This window comes from Enterobacter sp. UPMP2052 (assembly GCF_053709675.1).
The window spans coordinates 43,519-64,318 of the sequence record NZ_JBSKJR010000007.1 but is presented as its reverse complement, the minus strand read 5'-3'; the positions used below and the strand labels follow the sequence as shown (position 1 = coordinate 64,318).

The window sequence follows — 20,800 nt, the reverse complement described above, 5'->3', positions numbered from 1 at the left end:
TGGCTATCCGCGTTGCAGTACTCTTTTGTTCACAGGAGATTGCCGGAGCATCTGCTCAGGCAATACATCAACAAAGGAGAAAGACCATGAAGAAATTAGTTTCCGTTCTGTCTGTCGTTGCCGCTGTGGGTATGTTCGCTACAGCATCAGCACACGCCGCTGAAAGCTGTGCAGCTAAAAGCGCAGCGCTGGAAAAAGAGATCAAAATTGCCCAGCAGTATGGCAATACCTACAAAGTGAATGGCCTGAAAAAAGCCCTGGCAGAAGTTAAAGCCCACTGTACTAACGCAAGCGTTCTGGCTGATGCTCAGAAAGACGTACGCAAGCTGGAGAAAAAACTGGCTGAAAAACGTGGCGACATCGCTGAAGTTCAGGCCGATCTGGCAGAAGCTAAAGCGAAGGGCAATGCCAAGAAGATCGCCAAGTACCAGAAAAAACTGGCAGAAAAGCAGGCGGATCTGCGTGAAATCCAGCAGGAGCTGAACCAGGCTCGCGCTGAGCTGGCAGCCCTCAATAAATAAGCCATCGCGAGCTTAATCGTGGGCAGCAAACGCTGCCCACGAGATTGACGCAAAATGCAGATCCACCATGCAATCCGAGTGTTGGTGCTGTTACTGACAGCAAACGCTGCGTCTGCCAATGAAAAGACATGGGTGATTCTTAATAACGACTATAAAGGCTCAATCTTTCTTGATTTTCAATCCGATAAACCCTGCCTGACGCGTCCTCTGCTTGAAGAGTGGGGCGTAAAATCCACCGTACTTGATAAGCTTCACTGGGATACCAGGGCGTGTCTGAGCGCCGACTCGGCGAACGCCTTCGATCTCCAGTTCTGGTATCGTCCGGATGCCAACCTGCTCACGCTTTTATTTCCCCAGGAGGCGTTTAATCCGCAACAAAACGGGGTCAGTACCAGCCGCTGGGATGATGGAATCAATGCCCTGTTTGTTAACTACCGGCTGGACGTCAATAACCAACGCGCGCAGTACCGTTGGGATACGCCGGGCACCGATGCAACGCTCGCGCTGGAAAACGGCCTTAACGTCGGGCCATGGCGCATGCGCTACCAGAATACATTCTGGCGAGAGGCAGACCGCCAGCACGGCTCTTACAGTAATTCAGCTTCTGTCTGGCGCAGCATCACGTCTATGCGATCCCGGCTTAATCTTGGCGACGGTTACACCTCATCGAACCTGTTCGACAGTATGTCCTATCGGGGGATTTCCCTTGCCAGCGATGAGGCGATGTTCCCGGATAGCTGGCGGCCCTATTCACCGCTGATTAACGGCTATGCGCGCAGCGAAGCGGAAGTTACCCTTCGTCAGAACGGCGAGCGCGTCTATCGCATCCACGTCCCACCGGGGCCGTTTGTTATCCGTGATTTTTACCCGCCAGATGCGCAGGGCAACCTTGAGCTGACGATTCAGGAGAGCGACGGGAGCGAGCGTACCCGGTTCATTCCGTACTCGATCATGCCCAATCTGGTGCAGTATAAAATGTTCAGCTACGAGCTGGTCGCCGGGCGTTATAAGCCCTTTCACGGCGTGGAACTGGAGAAAGATCGTTTCTGGCAGAGCACGCTCTCCTGGGGCGTCGCCCCGCGCGCCACCGTATTTGGCGGCGTACAGCAGGGCGAGAATTACGTCAGCCATGTTGTGGGATTGGGCGGCAATATGGGCAAATGGGGAGCGTTGTCTGCCGATGTGCGTAACGCCCATTACAGCCAGCAGGGTAAAGCGCTCAGCGGCAGCGTCGGGCGAATGCGTTATGCAAAAACATTTTTCCAAACCGAAACCAGCCTTAACGCCCAACTTCAGTGGTACCCGCGCGGTAGCCAGTATCGTTCGCTTGAGGAGCGGTTAAACCGCGCCTCAGTGCTGGCCTGGGGTCTGGATGATGACACCACCCAGCGTAGCTTTGAAAGCCAGGTTGAGCTGACGCAAAACTTCGACGAAAACTCGAGTCTCAGCCTCTCCTGGCGCTGGCTGAAATCACGCACTCGCGCAGCGGGTAGCAACAGCCTCACCCTGAGCCTGGACGCCAGCTGGCAGGACGTCGATTTGTCGCTGTATGGCAGCTATGACCGCTACGGCGACTCTGCCCCGGAATCGACGCTGGGGATTAACATCAGCATCCCCTTCAGCACTGGAAACCATTTTACCAATGTGGCACTGGTTTCCGACCTCGCCAGCCGAAATAAGAATACCCATGGACTCAACATTAATGGCTCGGCACTGGACGATTATAGCCTGCGCTATGACGTGACGGCGGAGCATAGCGAACACGGGAACGATGCTCTGAAAAGCAGTATCGGCTATCAGTACAACAGCGGCGAACTGAACGTCAGTATGACCCGCAGCGGCACGCAACGTGATTATCATGGCGACGTCAGCGGCAGCGTGCTGGTATATCAGGAGGGTGTTGTCATGGGCCAGACGCTGGGAAGTACTGCGGCATTGGTTCAGGTGCCAGGTTCGGCGAAGATTGGGTTTTATAACCAGTTCGGTTCAACCACCAACGCAAATGGCGATCTGCTGGTGAGTTACCTCACGCCCTGGCGCGTAAACCGCATCACGGTGGACAGCTTCAGCCTGCCAGAAGGAACCGATATGGATGTGAATGAGCTGGAGACCGTGCCCACCGATGGCGCGATTGTGAATCTGCGCTTTTTGAAACCGGAAAAAACAGAGGTTCGCTGACGGGATAACGGCGCAACGCCCAGGTAGCCGGAGATCCCTCAGCCTCGTGGAGGCTGAGGGCCAGTGCATCAGGCTTCAATGTCCGCCATATCGCCTTTCTCCTGCAGCCAGTTACGTCGATCTTCTGAACGTTTCTTGGCCAGCAGCATATCCATCATGGCGTTGGTTTGCTGTTCGTCTTCGTCGCTGATCGTCAGCTGCACCAGACGGCGGGTGTTTGGATCCAGGGTGGTTTCACGCAGCTGCATCGGGTTCATCTCGCCCAGCCCTTTAAAGCGCTGTACGTTCGGTTTGCCCTTCTTGCGTCTGAGCTGATCCAGCACGCCTTCTTTCTCTTCTTCCGTCAGCGCGTAGTAAACCTCTTTGCCGAGGTCGATACGGTACAGCGGCGGCAGCGCAACATGGACGTGGCCGTTTTTCACCAGCGTACGGAAGTGCTTCACGAACAGCGCGCACAGCAGCGTGGCGATGTGCAGCCCGTCGGAGTCCGCATCCGCAAGGATACAGATCTTGCCGTAGCGCAGCTGGCTCAGATCCTCGCTATCCGGATCGATGCCGATCGCGACAGAGATATCGTGGACTTCCTGCGAGGCCAGCACTTCGTCAGAGGAGACCTCCCAGGTATTCAGGATCTTACCCTTAAGCGGCATGATCGCCTGATATTCGCGATCGCGCGCCTGCTTGGCGGATCCGCCCGCCGAGTCCCCTTCGACCAGGAACAGCTCGGTGCGATTAAGATCCTGCGCGGTACAGTCCGCCAGCTTGCCCGGCAGCGCGGGGCCGCTGGTCAGCTTTTTACGCACAACTTTCTTCGCCGCACGCAAACGACGCTGCGCGCTGGAGATCGCCAGTTCGGCCAGCATTTCTGCCGCCTGCACGTTCTGGTTCAGCCACAGCGTAAAGGCATCTTTGACCACGCCGGAAACGAAGGCCGCGCACTGACGCGACGAGAGGCGCTCTTTGGTCTGGCCGGCAAACTGCGGATCCTGCATCTTCACGGAGAGTACGTAGGCGCAGCGATCCCAGATATCTTCCGCCGAGAGCTTCACGCCGCGCGGCAGAATGTTGCGGTATTCACAGAACTCGCGCATCGCATCGAGCAGACCCTGACGCAGGCCGTTGACGTGCGTCCCGCCAAGCATTGTCGGGATCAGGTTGACGTAGCTTTCAGTCAGCAGCTCGCCGCCTTCCGGCAGCCACAGCAGCGCCCAGTCGACCGCTTCGGTATCGCCTGAGAAATTACCCACAAAAGGTTTCTCCGGCAGCGTCGGCAGGCCGTTTACCGCTTCGCACAGATAGTCGTTCAGTCCGTCGGCGTAACACCAGGTTTGTTCGGTATTATTGACGTTATCTTTAAAGGTGATTTCCACGCCCGGGCACAGCACCGCTTTGGCTTTCAGCAGGTGCGTCAGGCGAGACACCGAGAAACGTGGGCTGTCGAAGAAGCTCCCGTCAGGCCAGAAGTGGACGCTGGTGCCGGTGTTGCGTTTACCGCAGGTGCCGACAACCTGTAAGTCCTGCACTTTTTCGCCGTTTTCAAAGGCGATGTTGTACACCTGGCCGTCGCGGCGAACGTTCACTTCAACGCGTTTAGACAGGGCGTTAACCACGGAGATCCCCACGCCGTGCAGGCCGCCGGAGAACTGGTAGTTTTTGTTGGAGAATTTACCGCCCGCATGCAGACGGCAGAGGATCAGCTCAACGGCCGGGACCCCCTCTTCCGGATGAATATCCACCGGCATGCCGCGCCCGTCATCGATGACTTCCAGCGACTGATCGGCGTGCAGGATAACATCGACGCGTTTGGCATGGCCTGCCAGCGCTTCGTCCACACTGTTATCAATAACTTCCTGGCCCAGGTGGTTTGGGCGCGTCGTATCGGTGTACATCCCCGGGCGGCGGCGAACCGGCTCAAGCCCGGTGAGTACCTCAATGGCATCAGCGTTATAGGTTTGCGTCATGATTTAAACTAGCAATTCGCATTGATTGTCAGAGGCTTTGCAGTCCAAGAAAATCGACAATCTGGGTGAAATGATCCTCAAAGCCCGTGAAAGCATGATTTCCGCCCTCTTCTACAGTTTGGCGGCAGGATGCGTAATACGCCACTGCCTGGCGGTAATCCAGCACTTCATCACCCGTCTGCTGCAGCAGCCAGATGAGATCGGGCGCTTCCAGCGGGTCTACCTGCATGACTTTGAGGTCGTAAATATGGCGTGACTCTAGCACATATTGTTGTCCGGTGTAGGGGTTCTCGTTTTGCCCGAGAAAGTCCCTCAGCAGCTCAAACGGGCGTACCGCCGGGTTAACCACCACAGCGGGCACCATAAACGCTTGCGACAGCCAGGTGGCGTAATATCCGCCGAGCGACGATCCCACAATGCCAAGCGACTCTCCGCCATGTTCCAGCACAATGGATTCCAGCATCTCCGCCGCGTCTGCCGGATAGGGCGGCAGCTGGGGGACGATCATCTCAACGTGTGGATGATGCTCGCTCAGCCACTGGCGAAACAGCGTCGCTTTTGCAGAGCGCGGGGAGCTGTTGAATCCGTGTAAATATAGAAGCGTCGACATCAATAGCCTTCTGAAGCGGTATCGGGACGAAATTCTGCGCCTGACAACCGGCAGACTTCCGTGGTCAGGGTGCCGTCGGCATGCAGTTCCAGCCACCGCCAGCCCGGCGCGATGGTATCCAGCGTGAAGCTGTCGCAGTGCGGCTTGAACTGTACGCAGGTCGAAGGGGTAGCCAGCAGGCGGCGACCGTTCCAGTCGAGATCCTGCTCCTGATGAATGTGCCCGCACAGCAGGTTTTTCACGTGCGGGAATTTCACCAGCACTCTGTCCAGCGCGGCCGAGTTGCGCAGGCTGTGTTGATCAAGCCAGCTACAGCCCGCAGGCAGAGGGTGATGATGAAGCAAAAGCAGCGTATGCCGCGCAGGCTCAGCGGCCAGTTTGTTCTCCAGCCAGTCGAGCTGAAAGTCGCTCAGTTCACCGTGAGGAACGCCAAACACCTGACTGTCGAGCAGCAGAACTTGCCACTGTTCGCCGAGGAAAACACACTTCGCCGGGGAGATCCCCGCCTCCTGAAGCGAGCTGTACATGGCAGGCTGAAAGTCGTGATTGCCCGGCAACCAGACGCAAGGTGCGCTGAAGCTCGCGATGCCTTCAGAAAAATGCTGATAGGCCGCGGAGGATTGATCCTGCGCCAAATCGCCCGTTGCGACAATCAAATCGCAGCGGCGGTTTTCGGCATGAATCGCGCTTAATACAGCCTGATAACTCTCCCAGGTATTCACGCCCAGCAAAGTCTCATGCTTTTCGGCAAAAAGGTGAGTATCGGTGATTTGTAATATCCTGACTGGCGCCCCACCAGCAACAGTCAGGTTCAACAGGCTTTCCAAATGGTGTCCTTAGGTAGGTTTATGACGCTAACAAACCGGAATCGCCATTGCTCCATGTGCTAAACAATATCTTAGCCAGTCGGCTAAAAACTGGTTAATTTGATGCTTTTCGTCGCGTTGATGCAACTTTTTATTGGGATAATCATACCGCGCTTTGAAGCGAAAGATCTGCTGGCTTGAACACACTTCAGCGACCATCGCGTCATGATAGAGGCGTACCGACATCGACGGCAGGCTCCAGTAGCTAATGGTGGGCGCGGTTTGTTCTATCTCGACCAGGGTCGTGTAACGCGTTGATTCTGTAATAGTTAACCGGTACTGCGCGTTGCTCACCTGATAGCTAACCGTTTCGCCGGGTGCGTCGTTTCGCGGCAGCAGGCGGCGCAGCTGGGCGAAATTGGTTTCGCACAGGCGCATCATTTCTGGGAAGTCAGGTGTATAACGCTTCATTTTAACCACTCGTTTCTTAATTTCTGATGATGCAGCTGCAGCCATTGCAGGGCGATGACAGACGCCGCGTTGTCGATTTTCCCCTCTTCTACCCACTGGTAAGCCTGTTCCCGGCTCACCACATGAACACGAATGTCTTCGTTTTCATCAGCCAGACCGTGAATACCTTTCGCGGTCGTGGCGTCCACTTCGCCTACCATAATAGATAAACGTTCGCTCGTGCCGCCTGGGCTTGCCAGATAGCTCAGCACGGGTTGCGTTCTGCCGACGACCAGCCCCGCCTCTTCCTGCGCTTCGCGGCGGGCAACGTCCTCGACGGACTCGCCTTCTTCGATCATCCCGGCCACCATCTCCAGCAGCCACGGACTTTCACTGACATCATACGCCGCAATACGGATCTGCTCGATCAGCACCACTTCATCACGCACTGGGTCAAAGGGTAGCAAGACAGCCGCATGGCCGCGCTCAAAAATTTCACGTTTAATTTCACCGCTCATCTCGCCGTTAAATAAGCGATGCCTGAAACGGTAAAGATCCATTGAAAAAAAACCGCTATAAAGCGTTTCTCGTGCAATAATTTCTACATCGTTTTTGGTGAAAGTCACTGGCAACTTTTCTGGTTTTTGCATGAGTCATGTCCTGGTAGCAATAGTGATGAAATTGTGAATTTCAAGTCTGTTTGGCTGCCGTTTGTAAGGCTATATGGTAGATTGGTGCAAATTACCGCCAGATGGCACGTAACGCCAACCTTTTGGTGCGGATGATTCTGTTAGAATCGGCAATAATTTTTTAATTTGATCAGCGCTAATACTGCTTCACAACAAGGAATGCAAATGAAGAAATTGCTCCCCATCCTTATCGGCCTGAGCCTGACGGGCTTCAGTTCAATGAGCCAGGCAGAGAACCTGTTACAGGTCTACCAGCAGGCACGTCTGGGCAACCCTGATTTACGTAAATCAGCGGCCGATCGTGATGCTGCGTTTGAAAAGATTAACGAAGCACGTAGTCCGCTGCTGCCGCAGCTGGGCCTGGGTGCTGATTATACCTACGGTAACGGATACCGCGATAATAATGGCGTCAACTCCAACGCCACCAGCGCGTCGCTGCAGTTAACGCAGACCCTGTTTGATATGTCCAAATGGCGCGCCCTGACCCTTCAGGAAAAAAGCGCGGGCATCCAGGATGTGACCTATCAGACCGATCAGCAGACGCTGATCCTGAACACCGCTACCGCGTACTTCAACGTGCTGAGCGCCATTGACTCGCTCTCCTACACCGAAGCGCAGAAACAGGCCATTTACCGTCAGTTGGATCAAACCACCCAGCGTTTCAACGTGGGTCTGGTGGCGATCACCGACGTGCAAAACGCCCGCTCACAGTACGACAGCGTGCTGGCGAACGAAGTGACCGCGCGTAACAACCTCGACAACGCGCTGGAATCGCTGCGTCAGGTCACCGGTAACTACTACCCTGAGCTGGCCTCCCTGAACGTGGACAGCTTCAAAACCGATAAGCCGCAGGCCGTCAACGCGCTGCTGAAAGAAGCAGAAAACCGCAACCTGGCGTTATTGCAGGCGCGTCTGAGCCAGGATCTGGCCCGCGAGCAGATCCGTCAGGCACAGGATGGTCACCTGCCAACGCTGAGCCTGAGCGCATCAACCAGCGTATCCGATACCACCTACAGCGGCTCCAAAACCAATACTCAGGCTTATGACGACAAAAATATCGGTCAGAATCAGGTTGGCCTGAGCTTCTCCCTGCCGCTGTACCAGGGCGGAATGGTGAACTCTCAGGTGAAACAGGCGCAGTACAACTTTGTTGGCGCAAGCGAGCAGCTCGAAAGCGCGCACCGCAACGTGGTGCAGACCGTTCGTTCGTCATTCAACAACGTGAACGCCTCTATCAGCAGCATCAACGCCTATAAACAAGCCGTGGTGTCTGCGCAAAGTTCACTGGATGCGATGGAAGCCGGTTACTCCGTCGGTACACGTACTATCGTCGACGTGCTGGACGCAACCACCACGCTGTACAACGCCAAACAGCAGCTCTCCAGCGCCCGTTATCAGTACCTGATTAACCAGCTGAACATCAAGCAGGCACTGGGTACGCTGAACGAACAGGATCTGCTGGCGCTGAACAATGCGCTGGGCAAACCGGTCTCGACGTCGCCTGAAAGCGTCGCGCCGGAGAACCCACAGCAGGACGCCGCCGTTGATAATTTTAACGGTAACGGCAATGCGCCTGTCGCGCAGCCTGCTACCGCGCGTACGACCGCGCCTGCCGGCAACGGTAACAACCCGTTCCGTCAATAAGCCCTGCCTTCCCTCTCCTGGCTAACGGGAGAGGGAGAACACATATCACACCTGAACGTAAGTCAACGTAAAGACCCCCTGATTTCGCCCCTCTTCGCTTCATTTTCAACCACTCATCCTCTATCCTGAGCGTTATCACCACTGGGTCCTGGAAGACAAAGATGAAACGGACAAAAACGATTAATCACGCTTCGTTCCGCAAAAGCTGGAACGCGCGTCACCTCACACCGGTCGCGCTGGCGATCACCGCCGTCTTTATGCTGGCGGGCTGTGAACAAAATGACGAAACCGTCTCGATGTATCAAAACGCCGACGACTGTGCGTCTGCGACCGGTAACGCAGCTGAATGTAAAACGGCCTACAACAACGCCCTGAAAGAAGCGGAACGTACCGCGCCGAAATATGCCTCACGCGAAGACTGCGTGGCGGAGTTTGGTGAAGGCCAGTGCCAGCAGGCACCTGCGCAGGCAGGCATGGCACCGGAAAACCAGGCGCAGGCGCAGTCCAGCGGCAGCTTCTGGATGCCGCTGATGGCGGGTTATATGATGGGCCGTCTGATGAGCGGCGGTGCAGGCTACCAGCAGCAGCCGCTGTTTAGCTCCAAAAATCCAAACAGCCCGGCGTACGGCAAATATACCGATGCCAGCGGCAAAAACTACGGCGCTGCCACGCCGGGTCGTAGCATGACCGTACCGAAAACGGCAATGGCACCGAAACCGGCGACCACCAGCACCGTTACCCGTGGCGGCTTCGGTGAATCCGTCGCGAAACAAAACACCATGCAGCGCAGCGCAACGGGTTCTTCAACTCGCTCAATGGGCGGCTGATCATGGAAAGAGTCAGTATTATCGAGCGCCCGGACTGGCGCGAAAAAGCCACCGAGTACGGTTTTAACTTCCACACCATGTACGGCGAGCCGTACTGGTGTGAAGATGCTTATTACAAACTCACGCTCGCCCAGGTTGAGAAGCTGGAAGACGTGACCGCAGAGCTGCATCAGATGTGCCTGAAGGTAGTGGAGAAGGTTATAGACAGCGACGAGCTGATGACCAAATTCCGCATTCCAAAGCACACCTGGAGCTTCGTTCGCCAGTCATGGAAAACCAGCCAACCGTCGCTTTACTCGCGCCTCGATCTGGCGTGGGACGGCGTGGGTGAACCCAAGCTATTAGAGAATAACGCCGATACGCCAACCTCCCTGTATGAAGCAGCGTTCTTCCAGTGGATCTGGCTGGAAGATCAGGCTAACGCCGGCAACCTGCCGGAAGGGAGCGATCAGTTCAACAGCCTGCAGGAAAAGCTGATCGCGCGTTTCGCCGAGCTGCGTGAACAGCACGGTTTTAACCTGCTGCACCTCGCCTGCTGTCGCGACACGGAAGAAGATCGGGGAACGGTTCAGTATCTGCAGGACTGCGCCGCAGAAGCCGAAGTCGCAACCGAATTCCTTTATATGGAAGACATCGGCCTGGGTGAGAAAGGTCAGTTTACCGATCTGCAGGATCAGGTGATCAGCAACCTGTTCAAGCTCTATCCGTGGGAATACATGCTGCGTGAAATGTTCTCCACCAAGCTGGAAGATGCCGGTGTGCGCTGGCTGGAGCCGGCCTGGAAGAGCATTATCTCCAACAAAGCGTTGCTGCCGATGCTGTGGGAGATGTTCCCGGACCACCCTAACCTGCTGGAAGCGTACTTTGCCGAAGACGACCATCCGCCCATGGAGAAATACGTCGTTAAGCCGATTTTCTCCCGCGAAGGGGCGAACGTGTCGATTATCGAAAACGGTAAAACGCTGGAAGCGGTTGAAGGGCCGTACGGCGAAGAGGGAATGATCGTCCAGGCGTTTCATCAGCTGCCGAAGTTTGGCGACAGCTATACGCTGATTGGCAGCTGGCTGATTAACGATCAACCCGCCGGGATTGGCATTCGTGAAGACAGAGCGCTGATTACCCAGGATCTGTCACGGTTCTATCCGCATATCTTTGTGGAGTAAGATCTGCCGGGTGGCGGCTTCGCCTGACCCGGCCTACGGTTTTGTAGGCCCGGTAGCGTAGCGCCACCGGCCATTTTTCACCCTACCTGCACCGACAGCATACTGATACTGCCCATCTCAATGCCCTCGACCGGGACGGTCACCGGCTCCTCTGCGTCCCATGCGCCTAAGACATACAGCAGCGGCAGGAAGTGCTCTGGCGTCGGGTTAGAGAGCGATCCGCCTTCGTGATCCAGATAGTTGACCAGCGGGTGCTGATCAACCGGGCCTTGCCAGGTCAGGTTCGCTTTCACATAGTCATTAAAGGATGTTGCCCACGGATACGGCGTGTTCTCACCGTGCCAGCGCGCCGTGCGCAGGTTATGCACCACGTTACCACTGGCGATCAGCATGATGCCTTCATCACGCAGCGCCGCAAGCTTACGGCCCATCTCAAGATGCCACGCCGCCGGTTTGGTGCTGTCGATGCTCAGCTGCACCATCGGGATGTCGGCATCCGGGTACATCTTAATCAGCACGCCCCATGAGCCGTGGTCAAAGCCCCAGGCCTCTTTGTCCAGGGCAACAGGAACGGGCGCGAGTATATTCGCCAGCCGCTGTGCCAGCTCAGGCGAGCCGGGTGCCGGATAGTGCGTGTCGTACAGCGTCTGCGGGAAACCGCCGAAATCGTGGATCGTTTTGGGGGTTTCCATCGCGGTCACACCGGTGCCCCGGGTGAACCAGTGCGCGGATACCACCACAATGGCTTTCGGGCGCGGCAACGTCTCACCCAGCTGACGCCAGGCGCGTGTATAGACGTTGTCTTCCAGAACGTTCATTGGGCTGCCATGGCCTAAAAACAGTGCTGGCATACGAGGCGAACTCATGGTGTTATCCTTAAAGAATGTGTCATGTTGATGGCTCTACATTACGCGTAATGCAGGTAAGATGAACCCAGATAACCATGATGATCATCATCAGGAAATTTGAATATAAGGAGAGAGAGGGATGTCAGTGCCTTTGATTCTGACCCTACTTGCGGGCGCGGCCACATTCATTGGCGCGTTTCTCGGCGTACTCGGCCAGAAGCCGTCCAACCGCGTGCTGGCCTTTTCGCTCGGCTTCGCCGCCGGGATCATGCTGCTCATCTCCCTGATGGAAATGTTACCCGCAGCGCTGGCCACTCAGGGCATGTCACCGGTGCTGGGTTACGGGATGTTCGTCTTTGGCCTGCTGGGGTACTTTGCGCTCGACCGCCTGTTACCCCATGCGCACCCCCAGGATTTAATGGAGAAACAGGCCGGGCCGCAGCCGCGCACGATCAAACGCACCGCGATTCTGCTGACGCTGGGTATCAGCCTGCATAACTTCCCGGAAGGCGTTGCCACCTATGTGACGGCCAGCAATAACCTGGAGCTGGGGTTCGGCATCGCGCTGGCGGTGGCTTTACACAATATTCCTGAAGGACTTGCCGTCGCCGGGCCGGTTTATGCGGCGACGGGGTCAAAACGCAAGGCCGTATTCTGGGCGGGTATCTCCGGCCTGGCCGAAATTCTCGGCGGCGTGCTGGCGTGGCTGATTCTGGGAAGCCTTATTTCACCCGTGGTGATGGCCGCGATTATGGCGGCAGTGGCCGGGATCATGGTGGCGCTCTCTGTCGATGAACTTATGCCGCTGGCAAAAGAGATCGATCCTAATAACAATCCCAGTTACGGCGTGCTGTGCGGGATGTCGGTAATGGGGTTAAGTCTGGTGCTGCTCCAGGCGGCGGGGATTGGCTAATCTGTCGGGGCCTCCTTTTGGGGGCCCTTGCGCTTTATGAATACGTGCGGCGCTTTAAATATGTATTAGAAATTAATCAAACGAAAAAATATAATCCCTTTGTTTTATTTTATTTAAAGTCAATATTTAAACTGGATATTATTATTCTCAATAAATTAATTGCAATTCGCGCAAAGAAAATGACAAACCCTTCAAAATCAAGCAGCACAAATCACTCCAGATAATACATTAAAGCTCTCTACATTAATATTTAAGTTTGATTAATCGCATTCCCCCTTCCCGCACAGTTATACTTTTACCGAAGTTTACTGAAATAACATTCAGACGATGAATTAATTTGAAAAAGGATATTTTCATGCACTTAGCTAAAAAAGCGCTGTTAGCGGTTTCCATGGCAACCATCATCTCTGGCTCAGCTTTTGCGGACGAGCAGGGTTCCGGAAAAATCAAATTTAAAGGTGTGGTGATTAATGCGCCTTGCAGCATTGCACCAGACAGCGTTGATAAAGAAGTTGATCTGGGTGAAGTGACCACCGCAATGATCAATGCCAACAGAAAATCGGCACCGGTTGCAGTCGATATCAACCTGCAGAACTGCCAGCTGGATAACCCAGGCGATGAGTCGGCCACACCAATCACGAAAGTGGACGTCAAATTCACCAGTACCGCAACCAACGCGGCAGACACCAGCCTGATGGCGAACACCTATGCCGATGGCGCACAGAACGTCGGCGTACGTCTGCTGGATGATGCTGAAGCCAAAATCACACTGGGTTCACCGAAGGAAGTGGTGCTGCAGACAGGTTCAGACACTCAGGTGCTGCACTTTAAAGCGCAGATGGAAGTCCCTACCGGTGCAACTGCAACAGCCGGCCAGGTTGAAGCGACTGCCAACTACGTCCTGCAGTACAAATAATACGCCAGCATCACCGTTTAACCGGCTGATGAATTTTATCAGTCGGTATTTTTATTCTCTCGAGTAACAGTATGATGAAAAATAAATCACAATGGATAATCATCATTACTGCCCTGTTAATGACGAAAGTCGCCTCTGGCACCGAATTTAATATCAACGCCATCGATAAAGATCTCCGAAGCGGCATTGACCTGTCCCGTTTTAAAGATGAAACATCCGTCACGCCCGGCCGCTATTTCGTTAGCGTTTCTATTAATGATATTCCACTGACAAATGGCTGGCAGCTAACCTGGAAAGAGGTCAATGATACTGTTCAGGTGTGTATTCCTTCAGAACTTGCTGATACCTTTGGTTTGCAGGATAAATTACGCCAGAAACTCCCGGTCAACGAGGGTTGCGTGGATTTTAGCACGCTCCCGGATATTACCTTTACCTTCGAACAGGCAACCCAGACCTTAAAGGTCACGGTTCCGCAAGCGTGGCTTCAGTATCGTTCCACCGACTGGATGCCCCCGTCGACCTGGGATAACGGCGTCGCAGGCGTCCTGCTGGATTACAATCTGTTTGCCAGCCACTATCAGCCCAACAGCGGCACCAGCACGGATAACGCCAACGCCTATGGCACGGCAGGCGCGAACCTGGGCGCGTGGCGATTGCGCAGTGACTTCCAGTATAACCAGACGCATACCGACGGAGGTTCAGAGCACGACGGGCGCTTCTCACGCGTGTATATGTTCCGACCGCTGCCCGCCTTAGGGGCGAAGCTCACGCTCGGTGAGACCGATTTCCAGTCCGCCATTTTTGATGCCTTCACCTACACCGGTGCGTCGCTTATCAGTGATGAACGCATGCTGCCATGGTCGCTTCGCGGCTACGCGCCGCAAATTTCCGGTATCGCGCAGACCAACGCCACGGTGACGGTCTCGCTGTCGGATCGTGTTATCTATCAGGCCAAAGTTCCCCCCGGTCCCTTTGTCATTCAGGATTTGAATCAGTCGGTTCAGGGCACGCTGGACGTTAAAATTACTGAAGAAGACGGGCGCGTCAGCACCTTTCAGGTTTCCGCGGCGTCGGTCCCTTTCCTGACGCGTAAAGGCCAGATCCGCTACAAGCTTGCAGCGGGTAAAGCCCGTGAAGATGCCTCACACAGCGTCGAGGACAGTGCGTTTATGAGCGGGGAGTTCTCCTGGGGGGTGCTGTCGCAAACGTCGCTGTACGGCGGAACCCTCGCGGACGGCGATCGCTACCGTTCCGTTGCGGCAGGCATCGGGCAAAACCTGGATATCCTGGGCGCCATTTCCTTCGACGTCACCCAGGCAACCAGCCAGCTGCCCGATCAACGCAGCCAGACGGGGTACAGCTATCGCTTTAACTACAGCAAGCGGTTCGATACCACGGGAAGCCAGCTCACGCTCGCCAGCTATCGCTATTCCGATCCGCAGTTTCTGAGCTACGCGCGCTTCCTTGAGCGTGACGACGATGACAACCAGACTGAAAAGCAGACCCTGAGCGTGACGGCAAGCCAGTACATTCCGGCGTTGTCGCTCAACGTGTATCTGAGCATGTTACGCCAGACCTGGTGGGATGACTCGCCGTCCACCACTGGCAGCATCACGGCAGGTTATAACTTTGACCTCGGTCGCTGGAAAAATATGGGGATAACCGTCTCGTTAAGCAAAACGCATTACGAGGATCAAAAAGACGATAACCAGTTTTATCTCTCCCTCAGCGTTCCGCTGGATACCGACCATCGTCTGACCTACGACCTGCGCAACAGTGACAATCTGAGCCAGAACGTCTCCTGGTATGACACCTCGGATCGGGATAACACCTGGGGCGTGTCCGCCGGTACGGAAAGCGAAAAAACGGATGCGGGCGCGCAGTTTAGCGGTAACTACCAGCACTACTCTTCGCTTGGCGATCTCAACGTGTCCGGAAGCTACAAGGCGAATGAGTATAACTCTCTCAGCGCCAGCTGGAACGGCTCTATAACCGGCACGGCGAAAGGCGTCGCTCTGCATCGTCGCAGCTACGGCAATGAACCCCGGGTGATGGTGAGCACAGACGGTATTGGCAACATTCCGCTGAATATGTCCCGGGATGAAACCAACGCGTTCGGCATAGGCGTATTACCGTCCTTCTCCAGCTACTCGCCGTCTAACGTGCAGGTCAACATGAATAACCTGCCGGATGGGATCGATGTGGACAATCGGGTCACCACCTCGACATGGACAGAAGGGGCCATAGGCTATCGCCAGATCGCTACACGTGCGGGTAGCGATGTCGTCGGGGTCCTGCGCACCGCGTCCGGCGTTCCCCCTCTCGGCGCGCAGGTTCTCCTGCAGGAGAGTGGCCAGGAAGTGGGCATTGTGGCCGATGAAGGACACATCTGGCTCGGGGCCGTTAAACCTGAACAACAGTTCCTGGTGACCTGGGGGGACAACAATCAGTGTCGCTTCTCGTTGCCGTCACACCTTGAAAACAGTAAGCAGCTGATGCTGCCATGCCGGTAAGAAACCCATGATGAAACATTCACCCTTAAAACTTCTGTGCCTGATGCTCATCGGCACAAGCTTAACGACCCACGCCGCGATCAACCTGGATCGCACCCGGATTGTGTTTCCACAGAGCGACAAAGCCAGCAGCCTGAAGATCGTTAATCAGAGCAAATCTCTGCCGTATCTCGCGCTCTCCTGGATTGAAGACGAGAACGGGCGCAAGGAAGACAGCCATTTTATGGCCCTCCCGCCCATACAGCGTATTGAACCAGGCGCATCGTCACAGGTGCGGATCGTCAGGCAGGCGGGCGTCAGCCAGCTTCCTGGCGATCGCGAGTCGCTGTTTTACTTCAACCTGCGCGAAGTCCCGCCGAAAAGCAGCAACGCCAGCGAGGAGCGCAGCGTGATGCAGGTTGCCATGCAAAGCCGCATCAAGCTGTTCTGGCGTCCTAAAGCCATCAGCAAAAAAGCGGGCGAGAAGAGTGAAATGCGCTTAGAAGTCACGGCGACCGCTAAGGGGCTTACCTTCCATAACCCGACGCCTTACTACATTACGCTGGCCTGGCTCAGTAAAGATGCAAAAACCATGCTGCCGGGTTTTGACAGCCTGATGATTGCGCCGTTTGCCACCGCTTCCGCCTCCACCGGTAGCTACCACGGCAGCTACTACAGCATCGGTTACATTGATGATTACGGCGCGCTGCGCAAGGTAGACGCCAGCTGCGCGGGTGCGGCGGCGTGTAAGCTCAGCGAGCGCAAGGTAGAGAGCGATGAAAAGACTCGCTAAACTTCTGTTTTTAAGCCTGCTGCTGTTCGTCCCGCTTAAGGAGGCCCTGGCGCTGAACTGCTATCTGGGCACGGCCAACGGCCCGGTTGAGCAGACGAAAACCATCGCGCCGTTCTCCATACCGAGCAACGCACAGCCGGGGCAAAAAATCTGGGAATCTGACGATATTAAAATTCCGGTGTACTGCGATCGCAACACCGCGTCGAACCATGCAAACGAAGACGTTTACGCGTGGGTGAACCCCTACTTATCCAGCGAGGATCCTTATTACCAGCTGGGGGTGACCTACGAGGGCGCGGACTATGACGCAGCCGGGCAGCCAACCGGGATCGACACCCATCAGTGTCTGGATAACAACAGCCTGAACACCTATACCCCCGCGCAGCTGCATGACATGGGCTGGGAGCATTACATCTGTTCCGGCAATGTTAACGACATCCATACCAGCCGCTATTTTATCGCGCGTTTTCGCCTGTACGTGAAAATCAAAACCATGCCGCCCCACGGCTACATCAGCTCGCTCGGGGATTACATACTGGTGCAGTTCGACGGTAAGGGGGGCGTGAACACGCTGTCTGATGCGAAGAACCTGAAATATCACGTGAACGGTCTGAATAACATCAACGTTCTGGACTGCGGGGCAACGTTTAGCATCTTCCCGGAAAACCAGGAGATCGACTTTGGCTCCTTCAGCGCCCGCGACATCGTCAATCAGGGTACCCGTAACCGGACGTTTACCGTTAAAACCACCAAAGTGCAGGACGCCCAGTGCTCGGACGGCTTCAAGATGGACTCGTCGTTTTACACCGACGGTTCCCTCAGCAATAACGATACCGCGCTGCTGATCGGAAACGGGCTTAAGCTGCGGATCCTGGATGGCACCCGGCCGTTTACCTTTAACCAGTATAATGAGTACGCCGATTTTACGGGCAGCACGTTGCAGGTTGAGCAGACCTATACCGCTGAGCTTTCGCCCGTTGCGGGGAAAGCCATTGATTCTGGCCCCTTTGAAACCGTCGTGCTGTTTAAAATTAACTACCACTAAAAACAAAAAAAGCCGGGGGTCGCCCGGCTTTTATCGTTACGTTTGCGCCTTTCAGCTGGCTTTGCGCTCGTGCGCCTGGCGATATTCAACCAGATCTTCGATGGTCACCACCGGCATGTTATGCAGACGGGCAAAGGTGATGCACTCTGGCGCGCGCGCCATGGTGCCATCATCGTTGGTCAGTTCGCACAGCACGCCTGCAGGTTTGAAGCCTGCCAGGGTCACCAGGTCGATGGTGGCTTCGGTATGGCCGCCGCGGGTCAATACGCCACCCGCCTGCGCGCGCAGAGGGAAGACGTGGCCTGGGCGATGCAGATCGGATGGCTTCGCACCGTCGGCAATCGCAGCACGCACGGTGGTCAGACGGTCAGCCGCTGAGACACCGGTAGTCACGCCGTGCGCCGCTTCGATGGTCACGGTAAAACCGGTTCCAAAGGCGCTGGTGTTGTTTTCAACCATCATTGGCAGGTCGAGCTGCTTGCGGCGGTCTTCGTTGATGCACAGGCAGACAATGCCGCTACCGTGACGAATGGTGAGTGCCATCTGCTCTACGGTCATATTTTCAGCGGCAAAAATCATGTCGCCTTCGTTTTCACGGTTTTCATCGTCAAGCACCATCACACCGCGGCCTTCGCGCAGTGCATCCAGTGCATGTTCAACACGTTGAGTTGAAGTGCCAAAAGAGGAAAGTAGCGTCTGATTCATGGTAAAAAAAACCTCATTAACTATATGGTTACCAGAATCAGGGCAGTCTTAGGAGCGCCGTATACGCGGCAAAAAGATAACGTGAGCGGGCCTTTGCCCGACTGGATCGTTACTCTCTCCCATCCGGACTCTAACCGTCGGCCCCGGAATTACACCGGATCTGCTGACCTTTGAGTGTTCACCCAAAGCGCTCGCGGGCTTTCAGCATGACGCTGATTTACCGCCGGTGGGGAATTTCGCCCCGCCCTGAGAATAAGCGAGATAACTATAACGCTATTGATTAACCTGGGCAATGCATAAGCTTCAAACAAATCTTGTTTATGCCCGGCACTTACAGGCTACAATGGTTTCTGAGACCGTTTTACCAAGGGAAGCCACAATGATTGACCCGAAGAAAATTGAGCAAATTGCGCGTCAGGTTCATGAGTCCATGCCGAAGGGCATTCGTGAGTTTGGTGATGACGTTGAGAAGAAAATCCGCCAGACGCTGCAGGCGCAGTTGGTCCGCCTTGATTTAGTCAGCCGCGAAGAGTTTGACGTGCAAACGCAGGTTCTGCTGCGCACCCGCGAAAAGCTGGCGCTGCTGGAGCAACGTCTGAACGAGCTGGAAAACCGCAACGCGCCGGAAGAAGTGAAACCGGCACCGGCTATTCCGCCGGTGGACGATCAGGCGTAATTGCGGCCTGTTGTGCCCGGTAGCGGCTGCGCCTTATCGGGCCTGGATGAACGCGTAGATCGGGTAAGGCGCAGCCGCCACCCGCCATAAAAAAACGGGCCAAACGGCCCGTTTTTTACTGACTGTCTTTCTGGATCTTCTTAATGATGTTGGTGGTTGAACACCCGTCCTCAAAGTTGAGCACCATCACCTCGCCGCCGTTGGCCCAGACCTCTTCGCTCCCCGCGATTTGCTCTGGCTTGTAATCGCCGCCCTTCACCAGCAGATCCGGCAAAATACCTGCAATCAGGCGCTGCGGCGTGTCTTCCTCAAACGACACCACCCAGTCCACCGCTTCCAGCGCGCCGAGCACGATCATGCGCTGCTCCAGCGGGTTCACCGGACGCGTTTCGCCTTTCAGACGTTTGGTTGACGCATCGCTGTTCACCGCCACAATCAGGCGATCGCCGAGCTTACGCGCATTCGCCAGATACGAGACGTGGCCCGCGTGCAGAATGTCAAACACGCCGTTGGTCATCACCACTTTTTCACCGCGCTTACGCGCCGCGGCAACGGCCACCTTCAGCTCGTCTTCGGTCATCACCCCAAAACCGGTGTCGGCACGGCCACGCACAGCGTTTTCGAGCTCGATTGGCGACACGGTAGAGGTGCCGAGTTTACCCACCACCACGCCCGCTGCCGCGTTAGCAAAGTAGCAGGCCTCTTCCAGGGAGTTCCCCGCCGCCAGCGTTGCCGCCAGCACGCCGATCACCGTATCACCGGCACCGGTCACGTCGTACACTTCCTGCGCCTGCGTCGGCATGTGCAGCGGCGCTTTGCCCGGCTGCAGCAGCGTCATGCCCTGCTCGGAACGGGTCACTAACAGCGCGGACAGCTCGAAATCGGCGATGATTTTCATGCCGCGCTCAACCAGCTCTTCTTCGGTTTTGCACTTGCCCGCCACCGCTTCAAACTCAGAGAGGTTTGGCGTCAGCAGCGTTGCGCCGCGATAGCGTTCAAAGTCGGTGCCTTTCGGGTCGATCAGCACCGGCACGCTGGCTTTACGCGCCAGCTGGATCATGGTCTGCACGCTTGCCAGCGCGCCTTTGGCGTAGTCGGACAGCACCAGCGCGCCGATATTGCCCAGCGCCTGGTTGATGCGCTCGTGCAACGGCTCGGGATCAACGCCCTCGAAACCTTCTTCAAAGTCGAGGCGGATCAGCTGCTGGTTGCGCGACAGCACGCGCAGCTTGGTGATCGTCGGGTGGGTGGGAACAGAAACAAAGTCGCACTTCACGTTCACGTCCGCCAGCGACTTGCTCAGCGCACGCGCCGCATCGTCGATGCCGGTTAAGCCAACCAGACGCGACTGCGCGCCCAGAGAGGCAATGTTCATCGCCACGTTTGCCGCGCCGCCGGGGCGCTCTTCAATGGTGTCGACCTTTACCACCGGAACGGGCGCTTCCGGGGAGATGCGGCTGGTCGGCCCATACCAGTAGCGATCCAGCATCACATCGCCGACAACCATAACCCCAGCACGTTCAAACTCTGGCAGTGTTACTTTCATTCCTGACTCCAGAAAGA

19 protein-coding genes and 1 riboswitch are annotated in these 20,800 nt (G+C 55.8%); of the genes, 11 read left to right on the top strand and 8 right to left on the bottom strand.

What is annotated here, in order from left to right; all coding sequences use genetic code 11:
* Positions 1-86: 86 nt before the first annotated feature.
* The gene (locus ACWKX3_RS17380) at positions 87-521 is read left to right on the top strand and encodes a DUF1090 domain-containing protein (RefSeq protein WP_006178562.1); all 435 of its coding nucleotides are present in this window, start codon (positions 87-89) and stop codon (positions 519-521) included.
* Between the two features lie 54 nt (positions 522-575).
* The gene (locus tag ACWKX3_RS17375; RefSeq protein ID WP_454542134.1) at positions 576-2,699 is read left to right on the top strand and encodes a fimbria/pilus outer membrane usher protein; all 2,124 of its coding nucleotides are present in this window, start codon (positions 576-578) and stop codon (positions 2,697-2,699) included.
* 68 nt (positions 2,700-2,767) lie between these two features.
* Here the strand turns inward: ACWKX3_RS17375 and parE are convergent, their stop codons facing one another.
* The 5 genes from parE to nudF are packed head-to-tail and all read right to left on the bottom strand — an operon-like array spanning position 2,768 to position 7,176.
* Positions 2,768-4,660 carry a DNA topoisomerase IV subunit B gene (gene parE / locus ACWKX3_RS17370; protein ID WP_153682075.1) on the bottom strand — a complete coding sequence of 631 codons (1,893 nt, stop codon included), beginning with the start codon at positions 4,658-4,660 and terminating at the stop codon, positions 2,768-2,770.
* 28 nt (positions 4,661-4,688) lie between these two features.
* Positions 4,689-5,270, bottom strand: coding sequence for an esterase YqiA (yqiA, locus tag ACWKX3_RS17365; RefSeq protein WP_058610749.1), 582 nt, complete (start codon positions 5,268-5,270; stop codon positions 4,689-4,691).
* A complete protein-coding gene (gene cpdA, locus ACWKX3_RS17360) occupies positions 5,270-6,097 on the bottom strand; it encodes a 3',5'-cyclic-AMP phosphodiesterase (protein ID WP_454542133.1) in 828 nt (275 codons plus the stop codon). Before cpdA ends, yqiA begins: the two co-directional genes overlap by 1 nt.
* A gap of 27 nt (positions 6,098-6,124) precedes the next feature.
* The gene (locus ACWKX3_RS17355) at positions 6,125-6,547 is read right to left on the bottom strand and encodes a DUF1249 family protein (protein WP_006178567.1); all 423 of its coding nucleotides are present in this window, start codon (positions 6,545-6,547) and stop codon (positions 6,125-6,127) included.
* Positions 6,544-7,176, bottom strand: a complete 633-nt coding sequence (gene nudF / locus ACWKX3_RS17350) for an ADP-ribose diphosphatase (RefSeq protein WP_006178568.1) — start codon at positions 7,174-7,176, stop codon at positions 6,544-6,546. The genes ACWKX3_RS17355 and nudF overlap by 4 nt, the downstream gene beginning before the upstream one ends.
* A 204-nt stretch (positions 7,177-7,380) precedes the next feature.
* Here nudF and tolC point away from each other — a divergent pair, with 204 nt between their 5' ends.
* From tolC to ACWKX3_RS17335, 3 genes are all read left to right on the top strand, one after another.
* Positions 7,381-8,859, top strand: a complete 1,479-nt coding sequence (tolC, locus tag ACWKX3_RS17345) for an outer membrane channel protein TolC (protein WP_454542132.1) — start codon at positions 7,381-7,383, stop codon at positions 8,857-8,859.
* A 161-nt stretch (positions 8,860-9,020) separates the two neighbouring features.
* A complete protein-coding gene (locus tag ACWKX3_RS17340) occupies positions 9,021-9,686 on the top strand; it encodes a DUF1190 family protein (RefSeq protein ID WP_006178573.1) in 666 nt (221 codons plus the stop codon).
* 2 nt (positions 9,687-9,688) lie between these two features.
* On the top strand, positions 9,689-10,849 hold the full coding sequence (locus ACWKX3_RS17335) for a glutathionylspermidine synthase family protein (protein WP_058610747.1): 1,161 nt from the start codon (positions 9,689-9,691) through the stop codon (positions 10,847-10,849).
* Between the two features lie 77 nt (positions 10,850-10,926).
* Here ACWKX3_RS17335 and ygiD read toward each other — a convergent pair whose 3' ends face one another.
* Positions 10,927-11,715: a 4,5-DOPA-extradiol-dioxygenase gene (ygiD, locus tag ACWKX3_RS17330; protein WP_454542131.1), complete on the bottom strand. Its 789-nt coding sequence runs from the start codon at positions 11,713-11,715 to the stop codon at positions 10,927-10,929.
* 121 nt (positions 11,716-11,836) lie between these two features.
* Between ygiD and zupT the strand changes: the two genes are divergently transcribed.
* The 5 genes from zupT (at position 11,837) to ACWKX3_RS17305 (ending at position 17,856) form a co-directional block, all read left to right on the top strand.
* The gene (zupT, locus tag ACWKX3_RS17325; protein ID WP_006178577.1) at positions 11,837-12,610 is read left to right on the top strand and encodes a zinc transporter ZupT; all 774 of its coding nucleotides are present in this window, start codon (positions 11,837-11,839) and stop codon (positions 12,608-12,610) included.
* Positions 12,611-12,965: 355 nt separating this feature from the next.
* Positions 12,966-13,526 (top strand): fimbrial protein, encoded by a 561-nt coding sequence (locus tag ACWKX3_RS17320; protein WP_042322016.1) that lies wholly within the window; start codon positions 12,966-12,968, stop codon positions 13,524-13,526.
* 74 nt (positions 13,527-13,600) lie between these two features.
* On the top strand, positions 13,601-16,039 hold the full coding sequence (locus ACWKX3_RS17315) for a fimbria/pilus outer membrane usher protein (protein ID WP_058610791.1): 2,439 nt from the start codon (positions 13,601-13,603) through the stop codon (positions 16,037-16,039).
* Between the two features lie 10 nt (positions 16,040-16,049).
* Positions 16,050-16,811, top strand: coding sequence for a fimbrial biogenesis chaperone (locus tag ACWKX3_RS17310; protein WP_454542130.1), 762 nt, complete (start codon positions 16,050-16,052; stop codon positions 16,809-16,811).
* Entirely contained in the window at positions 16,795-17,856 is a 1,062-nt protein-coding gene (locus tag ACWKX3_RS17305; protein ID WP_088208511.1) for a fimbrial protein, read from the top strand. Before ACWKX3_RS17310 ends, ACWKX3_RS17305 begins: the two co-directional genes overlap by 17 nt.
* Before the next feature lie 51 nt (positions 17,857-17,907).
* On the opposite strand, the gene ribB is transcribed toward ACWKX3_RS17305, so the two are convergent.
* The gene (ribB, locus tag ACWKX3_RS17300; RefSeq protein WP_023309208.1) at positions 17,908-18,561 is read right to left on the bottom strand and encodes a 3,4-dihydroxy-2-butanone-4-phosphate synthase; all 654 of its coding nucleotides are present in this window, start codon (positions 18,559-18,561) and stop codon (positions 17,908-17,910) included.
* Between the two features lie 107 nt (positions 18,562-18,668).
* Positions 18,669-18,819, bottom strand: a riboswitch (FMN riboswitch).
* Positions 18,820-18,940: 121 nt separating this feature from the next.
* Between ribB and ubiK the strand changes: the two genes are divergently transcribed.
* Positions 18,941-19,237 carry a ubiquinone biosynthesis accessory factor UbiK gene (gene ubiK, locus ACWKX3_RS17295; protein ID WP_042322022.1) on the top strand — a complete coding sequence of 99 codons (297 nt, stop codon included), beginning with the start codon at positions 18,941-18,943 and terminating at the stop codon, positions 19,235-19,237.
* 115 nt (positions 19,238-19,352) lie between these two features.
* Here the strand turns inward: ubiK and hldE are convergent, their stop codons facing one another.
* Positions 19,353-20,783 carry a bifunctional D-glycero-beta-D-manno-heptose-7-phosphate kinase/D-glycero-beta-D-manno-heptose 1-phosphate adenylyltransferase HldE gene (gene hldE, locus ACWKX3_RS17290; RefSeq protein ID WP_045404039.1) on the bottom strand — a complete coding sequence of 477 codons (1,431 nt, stop codon included), beginning with the start codon at positions 20,781-20,783 and terminating at the stop codon, positions 19,353-19,355.
* Positions 20,784-20,800: the final 17 nt, after the last annotated feature.

Excerpts from the sequence above, each read along its gene's own strand:
- tolC (WP_454542132.1), top strand. The coding sequence starts at position 7,381 with ATGAAGAAATTGCTCCCCATCCTTATCGGCCTGAGCCTGACGGGCTTC.
- zupT (WP_006178577.1), top strand. The coding sequence starts at position 11,837 with ATGTCAGTGCCTTTGATTCTGACCCTACTTGCGGGCGCGGCCACATTC.
- ACWKX3_RS17375 (WP_454542134.1), top strand. The coding sequence starts at position 576 with ATGCAGATCCACCATGCAATCCGAGTGTTGGTGCTGTTACTGACAGCA.
- yqiA (WP_058610749.1), bottom strand. The coding sequence starts at position 5,270 with ATGTCGACGCTTCTATATTTACACGGATTCAACAGCTCCCCGCGCTCT.
- ACWKX3_RS17310 (WP_454542130.1), top strand. The coding sequence starts at position 16,050 with ATGAAACATTCACCCTTAAAACTTCTGTGCCTGATGCTCATCGGCACA.
- nudF (WP_006178568.1), bottom strand. The coding sequence starts at position 7,176 with ATGCAAAAACCAGAAAAGTTGCCAGTGACTTTCACCAAAAACGATGTA.
- ribB (WP_023309208.1), bottom strand. The coding sequence starts at position 18,561 with ATGAATCAGACGCTACTTTCCTCTTTTGGCACTTCAACTCAACGTGTT.
- ACWKX3_RS17320 (WP_042322016.1), top strand. The coding sequence starts at position 12,966 with ATGCACTTAGCTAAAAAAGCGCTGTTAGCGGTTTCCATGGCAACCATC.
- ACWKX3_RS17335 (WP_058610747.1), top strand. The coding sequence starts at position 9,689 with ATGGAAAGAGTCAGTATTATCGAGCGCCCGGACTGGCGCGAAAAAGCC.
- parE (WP_153682075.1), bottom strand. The coding sequence starts at position 4,660 with ATGACGCAAACCTATAACGCTGATGCCATTGAGGTACTCACCGGGCTT.
- ygiD (WP_454542131.1), bottom strand. The coding sequence starts at position 11,715 with ATGAGTTCGCCTCGTATGCCAGCACTGTTTTTAGGCCATGGCAGCCCA.
- ACWKX3_RS17315 (WP_058610791.1), top strand. The coding sequence starts at position 13,601 with ATGAAAAATAAATCACAATGGATAATCATCATTACTGCCCTGTTAATG.
- hldE (WP_045404039.1), bottom strand. The coding sequence starts at position 20,783 with ATGAAAGTAACACTGCCAGAGTTTGAACGTGCTGGGGTTATGGTTGTC.
- ACWKX3_RS17380 (WP_006178562.1), top strand. The coding sequence starts at position 87 with ATGAAGAAATTAGTTTCCGTTCTGTCTGTCGTTGCCGCTGTGGGTATG.
- ubiK (WP_042322022.1), top strand. The coding sequence starts at position 18,941 with ATGATTGACCCGAAGAAAATTGAGCAAATTGCGCGTCAGGTTCATGAG.
- ACWKX3_RS17355 (WP_006178567.1), bottom strand. The coding sequence starts at position 6,547 with ATGAAGCGTTATACACCTGACTTCCCAGAAATGATGCGCCTGTGCGAA.
- ACWKX3_RS17340 (WP_006178573.1), top strand. The coding sequence starts at position 9,021 with ATGAAACGGACAAAAACGATTAATCACGCTTCGTTCCGCAAAAGCTGG.
- ACWKX3_RS17305 (WP_088208511.1), top strand. The coding sequence starts at position 16,795 with ATGAAAAGACTCGCTAAACTTCTGTTTTTAAGCCTGCTGCTGTTCGTC.